This window comes from Streptomyces sp. NPDC058240 (assembly GCF_042882135.1).
Taxonomy (GTDB): domain Bacteria; phylum Actinomycetota; class Actinomycetes; order Streptomycetales; family Streptomycetaceae; genus Streptomyces.
The window spans coordinates 19,951-32,711 of sequence record NZ_JBHVWT010000031.1; the positions used below are offsets into that span (position 1 = coordinate 19,951).

The window sequence follows — 12,761 nt, forward strand, 5'->3', positions numbered from 1 at the left end:
CGTCGGGGGGACGGGGAAGCCGGGTGGCCGGTGCCAGGAACGCACCGGCCATCCGGCCTCAGTGAGTCACTTGACCTTGATCTGCTCGTACACCGGGACGCTGAACTGGTTCAGCGACACGTCGGTGATCCGGTCCGAGTAGCCGGCGCTGCCGTTCTGGTACCAGAGCGGGATGACGGGCATCTGCGCGACCAGGACCTTCTCCGCGTCCTGGAAGGTCGAGACGGCCTTGGCCTTGTCGGACTCGGCGTTGGCCTTGTCGACGAGCCCGTCGAACTGCTTGTTGCTCCACTTGCCGTCGTTGGACGAGGCATCGGTGTAGTACACGGGCTGGAGGAAGTTCTGGATGAGCGGGTAGTCCATCTGCCAGCCGGCCCGCCAGGCGCCGGTCAGCTTCTGCTGGGAGACCTGGCTGCGGAAGTCGGCGAAGGTGCCGACCGGGGCGCCGACGCACGCCTTGTTGTTGCCCATCGCCTTGTTGATGCTGTTGCAGACGGCGTCGACCCACTCCTTGTGGGAGCCGGTGTCGCCGTTGTACGAGATCTTGAGCTGGCCGCCGGGGATGCCGCCGCCCTCCTGGATCAGCTTCTTGGCGTTCGCCGCGTTGTACTCGCAGGGCGCGCCGCACAGCCCCTTCTTGAAGCCGCCCTCCGCGCCGAGGACCGGGGAGGTCCAGTCGGAGGCGGGGGTGCGGGTCTTCTGGAAGATCTGATCGGTGATTTGCTGACGGTTGATCGCCATCGACAGGCCCTGGCGGACCTTGATGCCGCCGGAGGTGTCCCACTTCTTGTCGTAGAAGGGGAAGGCGAGGGTCTGGATGATGCCGGCCGGGGTGTTGATGTACCGGTCGCCGAGGTCCGCCTTGACGTTCTTCAGCTGCGAGGCGGGCACGTCGTCGACGAGGTCGAGGTTGCCGGCCGTCAGGTCCGTGTAGGCGGTGTTGTTGTCGGTGTAGACCTTGAGGTCGATGCCACCGTTCTGCGCCTTGTCGTCCCCGGGGTACTTGTCCCACTTGCGCAGGTTCATCGACGAACCCTTGGTGTACTTGTCGACGGTGTACGGCCCGTTGCCGATCGGCTTGGACACCCAGGCGGCGTGGTCGGTGAAGAAGGCCTTGGGCAGCGGGGCGAAGGCCGGGTAGCCGAGGGTGTCCGGCCAGAGGGAGAACTTCTGCGACAGCTTGACCGTGAACGTCTTGTCGCCGACGACCTTGAGGCCGGAGAGCGTGGCGGCCTTGGCGCTGCCGGTATCGGGGTGGACCTTGCTGTAGCCGTCGATGTAGCCGAAGAAGTAGGCGTTCTTCTGATTGTTCTTCAGCTGGGCCCCGTAGTTCCAGGCGTCCACGAACGACTTCGCGGTGATCTTCTCGCCGTTGCTGAAGGTCCAGCCGTCCTTCACGGTGACCGTGAAGTTCTGGTTGTCCTTGGACTCGATCTTCTCGGCGAGCATGTTGGTGGCCGCGCCGGTCTTCGGGTCGTACCTCTTGAGCCCCCGGAAGATCATGTCGAGGACCTTGCCGCCCTGCACCTCGTTGGTGTTCGCGGGTTCGAGCGGGTTCTGCGGGTCACCCCAGGAAGAGCTCACGATCCCGTTCGCTCCACCGCCGCCACCGCTGCTGCCCCCGCCGCCGCATGCCGTCGCCGCCAGGGCGACGACCACCGCACATGCGGCCCACTTGGCCTGTGTGGCTCCGCGCATGGAGTGCCTCCTCGTAGTGCTCCGTCTCACTTAGGGTCAAATATCACCGCACAAGGGACGTAACGCATATTTACTCCACCCATTCGGGCGCGCCGGAGCCGATTCGAGTGGCACTTCGCGACCGGAGAAGTTCCGGGCGTGGACCCGGCAGACACCGGAGCGATAACGGCCACGCATCGAATACGCATCGACCGCGAGCCGACCTGATCGGATGTACGTATTCCGAGACACCGACGCCCGTATATCGGACTCATTGCCGGACTTCACCCGTTAGGTCGCGAACACACCTTCGAAAAAGCCAAACGGAAGCAAAGCCACGCCCTTGGGAAGGTCATGTATTGGTCAAATTTCCAAAGAGCGCGCCAAGGGCGTCGGACATTCATTGACCCTGCATGAATTGCGTTGAAAAAGTCCGGGTAGCCCGTAGGTGTTGCCCTGCGGAGTCCTTCGACCCTCCGGGCCAGGAGCACCATGACGATTCCAACGCCGCAAGCCGCCACCCCCGTTGAGGTGGAGGAGGCGAAGCCGCAGTCCCCAGCGGGCCCGTCCGCGTCCAAGGGCGGCAACGGCCGCTCACCGGGCAAGATGGCCTGGGTGCGCTTCAAGCGTGACCGTACGGGTGTGATTTCGGCCTATGTGGTCATTTTCTTCTTCGTGATCGCCATCTGCGCGCCGCTGATCGCGAAGCTGTACGGCAAGGACCCGTACACGACGTACGGACAGAACGACACCAGCCTGCTGGACGAATTCGGTTCACCGATGCTGCCCAACGGCGGTATCAGCGGCGACTTCTGGTTCGGCATCGAGCCGGGTCTCGGCCGGGACGTCTTCACCTTCCTGCTCTACGGCATCCGCAACTCCCTGCTCATCGCTGCGGCAACCACCCTGCTGGTGACGGTGATCGGCATCGCCGTCGGTATCACCGCGGGCTATCTGGGCGGCAAGACCGACTACCTCGTGGGCCGGGTCATCGACATCCTGCTGGCCTTCCCCTCCACGCTCTTCTTCATCGCCTTCTGGCCGGTGATGCTCTCGATCCTGGTCGCTCCGGACGAGAACACCCCGATCTGGCTGACCGTCGTCAGCCTCATCTCGGTCATGACCGCCTTCGGCTGGGCGTCCATCGCACGACTGCTGCGCGGCGAGGTACTCGCCCTGCGCGAGCGCGAGTTCGTCGAGGCGGCGAGGGTGACCGGCGCCTCCCCGGCGCGGATCATCTTCAAGGAACTGCTGCCCAACCTCTGGACGCCGATCCTCATCCAGGCCACGCTCGCGCTGCCCGCCTACGTCACGGCGGAAGCGGGCCTCGCCTTCCTCGGCGTCGGGCTCACCGACCCGACACCCGACTGGGGCGTGATGATCCAGCGCGGATCGGACGTCTACCAGAGCGACATCACGTTCATGCTCTTCCCCGGCGTCACGATGGTGATCTTCGTCATCGCCTTCAACCTGCTGGGCGACTCGGTGCGCGACGCCCTGGACCCGAAGACCAAGCGCTGAACCGCACTTCCTCCGGCCGGGCGACGGGGCCCACCGGATCGAACGTCTCTCTCCATCGACCAGAGCAGGAAGCCATGTCCCTTTCCCGCAGAAACTTCGTCATCGCCACGTCGGTCGCCGCCGGCGGTTCGATGGTCCTCTCCGCGTGCAGCAGCGGCAGCTCGACCAAGAAGGGCGGCGGCGCCGGACACGGCGGCGCCGACAAGTACACCGGCTCGGTCGTCGTCGGCACGAAGGCCGACTCCACCGGTCCGGCCGCCGAGGTCCCGGGCGCGAAGAAGGGCGGCACGATCCGCGGCATCGCCCCGGACGACTTCTCGCACCTGGACCCGCAGCGCATCTACTTCTCGTGGAACTCCGCAATAGGTGACCTCTTCATCCGCAGCCTGACCGGTTACAAGATCGCGTCGGACGGCACGATGAAGCTGGTCGGCGACCTCGCCACCGACGCGGGCACCATGTCCGACGGCGGCAAGACCTGGACCTTCACCCTGAAGGACGGTCTGAAGTGGGAGGACGGCAAGGAGCTCACCATCGATGACGTGCGCCACGGCATCGAGCGCGGCTTCGCCAGCTTCACCACCGAGGGCGCCGGCTACGCCCAGACCGCGCTGACCGGCACGGCCGACTTCCGCTCGAAGTACAAGGGCCCGTTCGGCGGCAAGCACCTCGACTCGGTCGTGACCGACGCCAAGGCGAAGACGATCACCTTCAAGCTGGCCGAGGCCCGCCCTGACCTCAACTTCACCCTGGCGATGACCTCCTACGGCGCCGTCCCGGTCAAGGGCGACACCAAGGAGAAGTACGACAAGGACCCGGTCTCGTGCGGCCCGTACCGCATCAAGGCGCACGCCATCGACAAGTCGATGACGCTGGTGCGCAACCCGCACTGGGACCCCAACACGGACTCGATCCGCAACGCGTACCCGGACAGCTTCGTCTACGAGTTCGGCCCCGAGTCCCTCCAGGCCGCCGACCGTCTGATCGCCGACGACGGCGACGACAAGTACGCGATCATGGCGTACAGCGGTGTCCCGGCCGAGCGCATCCAGAAGGTCCTCACCGACCCCGAGCTGAAGAAGCGCACCTTCAACGGCCTGCTGACCGGCATCTACTACTACGCGATCAACACCAAGCGGATCACCGACCTGAAGGTCCGTCAGGCCATCATCCATGCCTGGCCGCTGGAGCAGATCCGCAAGATCTACGGTGGCCCCTCGGCCGGTGACTACGCGACCTCCATCCTGAGCCCCGACATCGTCGGCTACGCCAAGGACGACGTCTACGGCAAGCTGAAGAAGCCGCAGGGCGACCCGGAGGCGGCGAAGAAGCTGCTGAAGGAGGCCGGCAAGGAGGGCCAGAAGGTCGTCTACGCCTTCCCCGCGGGCAACAACTACAACAAGACCAAGGTCGTCATCGAGAACGCCCTCAAGGCGGCCGGTTTCGAGCCGGTCATCAAGCCGCTGGACTCCACCAGCTACTACGACCAGATCCAGCAGATCGACAACCAGTTCGACGTGATGTGGTTCGGCTGGTCCCCGGACTGGCCGACCGGCTACACGCTGATGCAGCCGCTGTTCGACGGCGGCACGATCGCCAACGGCGCCAACAACATCTCGCAGCTGAACGTCGACTGGGTCAACGAGGCGATCAAGAAGAACGTCACCATCGCCGACCCGACGGAGGCCGGCAAGGCCTGGGCCGCGCTGGACAAGCGGATCATGACGGAGGAGGCGCCGATCATCCCGGAGACGTTCCAGCGCCGTTTCTACCTCTACGGCGAGAAGGTCGGCGGCGCCATGTTCCACCCGCTGTGGTCCTCGGCCGTCTTCTACAAGCTGTTCGTGAAGGCCTGACGCCCACACTCCTGAGGCGGGGCGCCCGTGCGGCGCCCCGCCCGCTCCACTCCCCCTCGTCGGCGTCTGCCAGGGAAATCCATCGCCATGTTCCGCTTCCTCATCCGCCGGGCAATCGGCGCACTGGTCATCCTGCTGATCATCAGTGCCATCACTTTCGTCCTCTTCTACGTCGCGCCCCGCGACCCAGCGCGTGTGGCCTGCGGCAAGGTGTGCACACCCGAGACGCTGGCACTGGTCAGACACAACCTCGGCATATCCGACCCGCTGCCCGTGCAGTACTGGCACTGGCTGCAGGCCGTGTTCGTCGGCCGGGACTACAGCTCCTTCGGACACTGCCCGGCACCGTGCCTGGGCTACTCCTTCCACAACCGTGAGCCGGTCCTCGGCACCATCCTGGACCGCTTCCCGACCACGCTCTCCCTGTCCCTCGGCAGCGCGGTCGTCTTCGTGATCTTCGGTGTGGGCACCGGCATGCTCGCCGCGGTCAAGCAGGGCAAGGCGCTGGACAAGGTGGCTTCCTCGGCGTCGCTGATCGGTTCCTCGATGCAGATCTACATCGTCGGCGTGGTCGCCATGTACTACCTCGCGGACCAGTGGCACATCCTGAGCCGCCCCAAGGACGTTCCCTTCACCGAGAGCCCGTCCGCCTGGTTCTCCGGGCTGCTGCTGCCCTGGCTGGTGCTGGCGCTGATCTTCACCGCCAACTACACCCGTATGGCCCGCTCCCAGCTCGTCGAGACGCTGAGCGAGGACTACGTGCGCACCGCACGCGCCAAGGGCCTCTCCCGGCGCACGGTGTTCTTCAGATTTGCCTGGCGTGGGGCCATGGGCCCGATCGTCACCATCTTCGGCCTCGATATCGGCGTGCTGTTCGGCGGCGCGATCATCACCGAGAAAACCTTCGGCCTGCACGGCATCGGCGCGCTCTCCGTCAAGGCGGTGAACGACAACGACCTGCCCCTGTTGCTCGGAGTCGTCCTGGTCGCGGCAGGAGCGATCGTCGTCTTCAACATCATCGTCGACGCCGTCTACGCCCTCATCGATCCACGCGTCCGCCTCGCCTAGGGAGAGATCCAGTGAGCACCCCCTTCCTCTCCGTACGCGATCTGCGCGTGCACTTCTCCACCGAAGACGGCATGGTCAAGGCCGTCGACGGGCTGTCCTTCGATGTCGAGAAGGGCAAGACGCTCGGCATCGTCGGCGAATCCGGTTCCGGCAAGTCCGTCACCAACCTGACCATCCTCGGCCTGCACCACCCCGACCACACCGAGATCGAGGGCGAGATCCTCCTCGACGGGCAGGATCTGCTGGCCGCGTCGGAACGGGAGCTGGAGCGGCTGCGCGGCAACAAGATGGCGATGATCTTCCAGGACGCCCTGGCCTCGCTGTCGCCGTACCACACCATCGGCAAGCAGATCGGCGAGACGTACCGCAAGCACACCGGCGCCTCCAAGCGGGAGTCCAGGGCGCGGGCCGTCGAGATGCTCACCAAGGTGGGCATCCCGCAGCCCGATCTGCGGGTGGACGACTATCCGCACCAGTTCTCCGGCGGTATGCGCCAGCGCGCGATGATCGCCATGGCACTGGTCTGCGACCCGGAGCTGCTGATCGCGGACGAGCCGACCACCGCGCTGGACGTCACCGTGCAGGCCCAGATCATGGACCTGCTCAGGGAGCTCCAGCAGGAGACCGGCACCTCGATCATCTTCATCACCCACGACCTCGGTGTCATCGCCGACATCGCGGACGACGTGCTGGTGATGTACGGCGGGCGCTGTGTGGAACGCGGTACGAAGAAGGAAGTGCTGAGGAAGCCCCAGCACCCGTACACCTGGGGCCTGCTGGGTTCGATGCCGAGCCTCGAAGGGCCGGTCGACGTACCGCTGTCGCCGATTCCCGGCTCCCCGCCGAGCCTTCTCAACCCGCCGACCGGCTGCCGTTTCCACCCCCGGTGCACCTTCACCGAGCAGGTGGGCGGCGGGCGTTGCGCGAGCGAGCAGCCGCCGCTGGAGCTCACCGCCGGTCGCGGCGCCGCCTGCCACCTCACCGCGGAGCAGCGCGCCGAGTTCTTCGCAGACTTCGCCGGCACCCGGCCCAACTGACGTACAAGAGACGGGACTTCCCCACCATGAGCAGCAAAGATCCCCTCCTGGACGTCTCCGGACTCACCAAGCACTTCCCGATCAAGGGCGGCTTCCCGATCCGGCGGACGGTCGGCGCGGTGCAGGCCGTCGACGGGCTGGACTTCAGCGTCGCCGAGGGCGAGAGCCTGGGCCTGGTCGGCGAGTCCGGCTGCGGCAAGTCGACCACGGGCCGGCTGATCACCCGGCTCCTGGAGCCGACGGCCGGCACGATCTCGTACCGCGGGCAGGACATCACCCACGCCTCGCGCAAGCAGCTGGCGCCGGTCCGCTCCGAGATCCAGATGATCTTCCAGGACCCGTACGCCTCGCTGAACCCGCGGCAGACCGTCGGCAAGATCATCACCGCGCCGATGGAGATCAACGACATCAACCCCGCCGGCGGCCGTGAGGCGCGGGTGCGGGAGCTGCTGGAGACCGTCGGGCTCAACCCGGAGCACTACAACCGCTTCCCGCACGAGTTCTCCGGCGGTCAGCGCCAGCGCATCGGGGTGGCCCGCGCGCTCGCCCTGGAGCCGAAGCTGATCGTGGCCGACGAGCCGGTCTCGGCACTGGACGTGTCGATCCAGGCCCAGGTGGTGAACCTGCTGCAGAAGCTGCAGAAGGAACTCGGCATCGCGTTCCTGTTCATCGCCCACGACCTGGCCATCGTGCGCCACTTCTCGCAGCGCGTCGCGGTCATGTACCTCGGCAAGATCGTGGAGATCGCCGACCGCGAGGACCTGTACGGCAACCCGCGTCACCCGTACACCCGGGCGCTGCTCTCGGCCGTGCCCGAGGCGACCGCCGACGAGACGCCGGCCCGCGAGCGCATCCTCCTCACCGGCGACGTCCCCTCCCCGGTCAACCCGCCGTCGGGCTGCCGCTTCCGTACCCGTTGCTGGAAGGCGACGGACAAGTGCGCGAGCGAGGCCCCGCCGCTGGTACGGGTGGAGGGCAGCCGGGAAGGCCATCTGACGGCCTGCCACTACCCCGAGGACACGCAGTCCGTCGCGGCCGTCCCGAAGGCCCGTACGGCGCCGTCCGGGCCGAAGTTCGACAAGGCCACCGAAGACCCCACGGCCGGGGCCTGACACCCCAGCCCCGGCCCCCGGGGCGCCTCGCGGACAGGGACCCGATCGGTCCCCGGACGCGGGGCTCCCCGGTCCCGAGGAACCGAGCACGTGAGCCCATTGACCCGAGCCACCTGCGAGCCCGGTTCCGGGAAAAGGAAGAAGCGCCCGGAACCGATCGGTTCCGGGCGCTTCCGCGTCGTTCGGGCCGTACTACGAAGCCGCGCCGACGATGTCCTTCTCCTCGGCGAAGTGGCAGGCCGACTCGTGTGCCGCGGGAGTGTCCGAGCCCTTGAAGCGCTCGGGGACGGCCAGCAGCGGCAGCTCCGTGGAGCACTTGTCCTGGGCCTTCCAGCACCGCGTACGGAAGCGGCAGCCCGACGGCGGGTTCGCCGGCGACGGGACGTCACCGGTGAGGATGATCCGCTCGCCGCGCTCACGGGCCTCGGGGTCCGGGACCGGGACCGCCGACAGCAGCGCCTGGGTGTAGGGGTGCGTCGGGTGGTCGTAGATCTCCGTGTCCGTACCGATCTCGGCCATCTTGCCGAGGTACATCACGCCGACCCGGTCGGAGATGTGCCGGACGATCGACAGGTCGTGCGCGATGAAGACGTAGGAGAGGTTGAACTCGTCCTGGAGCTTCTCCATCAGGTTGATGACCTGCGCCTGCACCGACACGTCGAGCGCGGAGACCGGCTCGTCGCAGATGATGATCTCCGGGTTGAGCGCGAGGCCGCGGGCGATGCCGATGCGCTGGCGCTGGCCGCCGGAGAACTGGTGCGGATAGCGGTTGATGTACTCCGGGTTGAGGCCGACGACGTCCAGCAGCTCCTGGACCTTGGCCCGCCGGTCGCCCTTCGGGGCCACCTCGGGGTGGATGTCGAAGGGCTCGCCGATGATGTCGCCGACCGTCATGCGCGGGTTCAGCGAGGTGTAGGGGTCCTGGAACACCATCTGGATGTTCCGGCGGACCGCCTTCAGCGCGCGGCCGGACAGCCGGGTGATGTCCTGGCCCTTGTAGAAGACCTCGCCGGACGTGGCCGTCTCCAGCGCCATCAGCAGCCGCGCGACCGTGGACTTGCCGCAGCCGGACTCGCCGACGATGCCGAGCGTCTCGCCCTGGTAGAGGTCGAAGGAGACCCCGTCCACGGCCTTGACCGCGCCGACCTGGCGCTTGAACAGGATGCCCTGGCTCAGCGGGAAGTGCTTGACCAGATTGCGCACCTGGAGGATCGGTTCACCGCGCTCCACCGGGGCCTCGATCGCGGCGACCGCGGACGACTCGTCCGTGGCGTCGACGGTCACGACCTCGGTGACGTTCGGGGTGGCGTCCATGGAACCGTCCGTCTTGTCGAGCTCAGCCATGGATCGTCTCCTTCCAGAAGTGGCACGCGCTGCCGCGGCCGGGCAGCTCGCTGCCGTCCTGCTCGGACACCGGGACCAGAGCCGGAATGTCCGTGCGGCAGATGTCCTCGGCCTTGGGGCACCTCGGGTTGAAGGCGCAGCCAGAGGGAATCTTGAGCAGGTTGGGCGGCAGACCCTTGATCGCGTAGAGCTCCTGGCCCTTCTGGTCGAGGCGCGGGATCGAGTCGAGCAGACCGCGGGTGTACGGGTGCGCGGGCCGCTTGTAGAGCTCGTGCACCGGCGCCGTCTCGACGATCCGGCCCGCGTACATGACCGCGATCTTGTCCGCGACGTCGGCGACGACGCCGAGGTCGTGGGTGATCAGGATCAGACCCATGTTGAACTCGGTCTGGAGCTCCTTGAGCAGGTCCATGACCTGGGCCTGGACCGTCACGTCGAGCGCGGTGGTCGGCTCGTCCGCGATGATCAGGTCCGGCTCCAGCGCCAGTGCCATGGCGATCATGATGCGCTGGCGCATACCGCCGGAGAACTGGTGCGGATAGTCGCCGACCCGCTGCTTGGCGGCGGGGATCTTGACCCGCTCCATCAGCTCGATGGCCTTGAGCTTGGCCTGCTTCTTGGAGAGTCCCTGGTGGACACGGAACATCTCGCCGAGCTGGTAGCCGACCGAGAGCACGGGGTTGAGCGAGGAGAGCGCGTCCTGGAAGATCATCGCGATCTTCTGGCCACGGATCTTCCGTCGCTCCTCGTGGCTCATGGTGAGCATGTCCTGGCCGCGGTACAGGATCTGGCCCTGCGGGATCTTGCCGGGCGGCATGTCGAGAATGCCCATGATCGCCTGAGCGGTCACGGACTTGCCGGAACCGGACTCACCGAGCACGGCCAGGGTCTCGCCCGAGTCGACGCTGTAGTTCACACCGTTGACGGCCTTGGCGACACCGTCACGTGTGTGGAACTCCACGTGCAGGTCGCGCACTTCGAGGAGCGGTGCGTCGTCCGACCCCCCGGCGCGGGGCACCGGGATGTCTGCTGTCTTGTCCTTGATGGTCACGTCGTACGCCCTCCTCAGCGCAGCTTCGGGTCGAGGGCGTCGCGTACCGCGTCGCCGAGCATGATGAACGCGAAGACCGTGAGGCTGAGCATTCCTGCCGGGAACAGCAGCGCATGCGGGTTGTCCCGGATGGCCTGGCTGCCCTCGGCGATGTCGATGCCCCACGAGATCGTCGGGTCCGCGAGCCCGAGTCCGAGGAACGAGAGCGTCGCCTCGGCCGAGATGTACCCGCCGAGCGCGATGGTGGCCACGACGATCGTCGGGGCGAGCGCGTTCGGCAGGACGTGCCGGAAGAGGATCCGCGGGGTGCCGGCGCCGAGCGCACGCGCCGCCGTCACGTAGTCCGCCTGCTTGGCGGTGATCACGGAGGCCCGCATCACACGGCAGATCGAGGTCCAGCCCAGGAAGGCCAGGGCCAGGATCACCACGTACACCTTGCGGTCGGTGAAGGCGTTCAGCACGACCATCGCACCGAGCAGGAAGGGGATGCCGAAGAAGATGTCCGTGATCCGGGAGATGACGGAGTCGAGCCAGCCGCCGAAGTAGCCGGCGAGCATGCCCAGCAGCCCGCCGACCAGGGTGACCGCGGCGGTCACGCCGACGCCGACCATGATCGAGGCGCGGGTGCCGTAGATGACACGCGCGTAGATCGAGCGGCCCTGGCCGTCGTACCCGAACCAGTCGGCCTGGAAGAAGTGCCCCAGCTCCGGCTTGGTCAGGAAGTGGTTGGTCAGATCGCCGTTGCGCGGGTCGGCGCCGGTGAACAGCCCCGGGAAGGCAGCTATGACCAGCAGGAGCAGCAGCAGGATCGAGGAGATCCAGAACATCGGGCGGTGACGCAGGTCGAACCATGCGTCGCCCCAGAGGCTGCGCGGCTTGCCCTGCTCCTTGTGGCCGTCGGCGGCCGAGGGAACGGCGGTGGCGTCCACCACCGCTTCGGTCTGGGTCTGGGTCACGTCAGGCATACCGGATCCTCGGGTCCAGGACCGCGTACAGCAGGTCGACGAGCAGGTTGATCACAAGGATGACGAGGACGAAGACCGTGACGACGCCGACGATCGTCGAACCCTCGCGCTGCTGCAGCGCCTTGAAGAGCAGGTTTCCGACACCCTGGACATTGAAGATGCCCTCGGTCACGACCGCGCCGCCGATGAAGCCGCCGACGTCCGTACCGAGGAAGGTGACGACCGGGATCAGCGAGTTGCGCAGCAGGTGCACACCGATGATGCGGCGCCGCGGCAGGCCCTTGGCCATCGCGGTACGCATGTAGTCGGCGCGCAGATTCTCCGCGAAGGTCGTACGCGTCAGCCGTGCCACGTACGCCATGGAGAGCATGGCGAGCACGAAGCCCGGCAGGAACAACTGCGCGTAGTCCGTGGAGTCCTGGACGTTCGGGGCCACCCAGCCGAGCTGGTCCGCGAGGACGAAGCGGGCGAGGAAGCCGAGCACGAACACCGGGATCGAGATGACGATCAGGGTGAAGATCAGTACGCCGGTGTCGGCGGCCTTGCCGGCCCGGAGGCCCGCCCAGGCGCCGAGCCCGATGCCGACGATGATCTCGATGATCATGGCGACGGCGGTCAGCCGCAGGGTCACCGGGAAGGACTCGGACATCTCGTCGATGACTTCGCGACCACCGAAGGTCTTGCCGAAGTCGCCCTGGAAGAGATTGCCCATGTAGTCGATGTACTGCTTCCACAGGGGCTGGTCGAGCCCGAACTCATGGCGGAGCGACGCGACCTGTGCGGGGTCTGCCGCCTTGTCTCCCCACATCGCCCGGATTGGGTCACCGGGAAGGATGTGGACCATGAGGAAAATAATCAGAGTGGTCCCGATGAATACCGGGATCATCTGGAGCAGTCGCCTTGCGACGTATCGCCCCATCATGCCTCCATGCCGTGAGGGGTCGGCGATGGCCTTCTCAGAGTGGTCTCCGCCGCGGGGTGTGGGGGGAGAGCCCCGGGGCATCGCCTACGGGCCGGGTTCTCCGCCCCCCCCCAAAAAGAGAAAAAACCACCCCCCCCCCCCCCCCCTCCCCCCTTTCTCCTCCCCCCCCCACCCCTTAACACCACCCCCCCCCCCCCCCCCCCCCCCC

At 66.8% G+C, this 12,761-nt stretch carries 10 protein-coding genes; 5 read left to right on the top strand and 5 right to left on the bottom strand.

Going from position 1 to position 12,761, the window contains the following annotated elements; all coding sequences use genetic code 11:
* Positions 1-66: 66 nt before the first annotated feature.
* Positions 67-1,698 (bottom strand): ABC transporter substrate-binding protein, encoded by a 1,632-nt coding sequence (locus ACFVX4_RS31235; protein ID WP_389983605.1) that lies wholly within the window; start codon positions 1,696-1,698, stop codon positions 67-69.
* Positions 1,699-2,169: 471 nt separating this feature from the next.
* Between ACFVX4_RS31235 and ACFVX4_RS31240 the strand changes: the two genes are divergently transcribed.
* The 5 genes from ACFVX4_RS31240 to ACFVX4_RS31260 all read left to right on the top strand — a co-directional run bounded on the left by ACFVX4_RS31240 (position 2,170) and on the right by ACFVX4_RS31260 (position 8,271).
* Entirely contained in the window at positions 2,170-3,198 is a 1,029-nt protein-coding gene (locus ACFVX4_RS31240) for an ABC transporter permease (RefSeq protein WP_389983608.1), read from the top strand.
* Positions 3,199-3,272: 74 nt separating this feature from the next.
* Positions 3,273-5,054, top strand: coding sequence for an ABC transporter substrate-binding protein (locus ACFVX4_RS31245; RefSeq protein WP_389983611.1), 1,782 nt, complete (start codon positions 3,273-3,275; stop codon positions 5,052-5,054).
* Between the two features lie 87 nt (positions 5,055-5,141).
* Complete coding sequence (locus tag ACFVX4_RS31250) at positions 5,142-6,122, top strand: ABC transporter permease (RefSeq protein ID WP_389983614.1); 981 nt, start codon at positions 5,142-5,144, stop codon at positions 6,120-6,122.
* Positions 6,123-6,193: 71 nt separating this feature from the next.
* Complete coding sequence (locus ACFVX4_RS31255) at positions 6,194-7,159, top strand: ABC transporter ATP-binding protein (protein ID WP_389983692.1); 966 nt, start codon at positions 6,194-6,196, stop codon at positions 7,157-7,159.
* 26 nt (positions 7,160-7,185) lie between these two features.
* Entirely contained in the window at positions 7,186-8,271 is a 1,086-nt protein-coding gene (locus ACFVX4_RS31260) for an ABC transporter ATP-binding protein (RefSeq protein WP_389983617.1), read from the top strand.
* 192 nt (positions 8,272-8,463) lie between these two features.
* On the opposite strand, the gene ACFVX4_RS31265 is transcribed toward ACFVX4_RS31260, so the two are convergent.
* Genes ACFVX4_RS31265 through ACFVX4_RS31280 form a run of 4 tightly spaced genes read right to left on the bottom strand, consistent with a single transcriptional unit; the run spans position 8,464 to position 12,550 of the window.
* On the bottom strand, positions 8,464-9,615 hold the full coding sequence (locus tag ACFVX4_RS31265) for an ABC transporter ATP-binding protein (protein ID WP_385335739.1): 1,152 nt from the start codon (positions 9,613-9,615) through the stop codon (positions 8,464-8,466).
* Entirely contained in the window at positions 9,608-10,666 is a 1,059-nt protein-coding gene (locus ACFVX4_RS31270; protein ID WP_389983620.1) for an ABC transporter ATP-binding protein, read from the bottom strand. Before ACFVX4_RS31270 ends, ACFVX4_RS31265 begins: the two co-directional genes overlap by 8 nt.
* Positions 10,667-10,680: 14 nt before the next feature.
* On the bottom strand, positions 10,681-11,631 hold the full coding sequence (locus ACFVX4_RS31275) for an ABC transporter permease (RefSeq protein ID WP_389983623.1): 951 nt from the start codon (positions 11,629-11,631) through the stop codon (positions 10,681-10,683).
* Entirely contained in the window at positions 11,624-12,550 is a 927-nt protein-coding gene (locus tag ACFVX4_RS31280; RefSeq protein ID WP_093550093.1) for an ABC transporter permease, read from the bottom strand. Before ACFVX4_RS31280 ends, ACFVX4_RS31275 begins: the two co-directional genes overlap by 8 nt.
* Positions 12,551-12,761 lie beyond the last annotated feature (211 nt).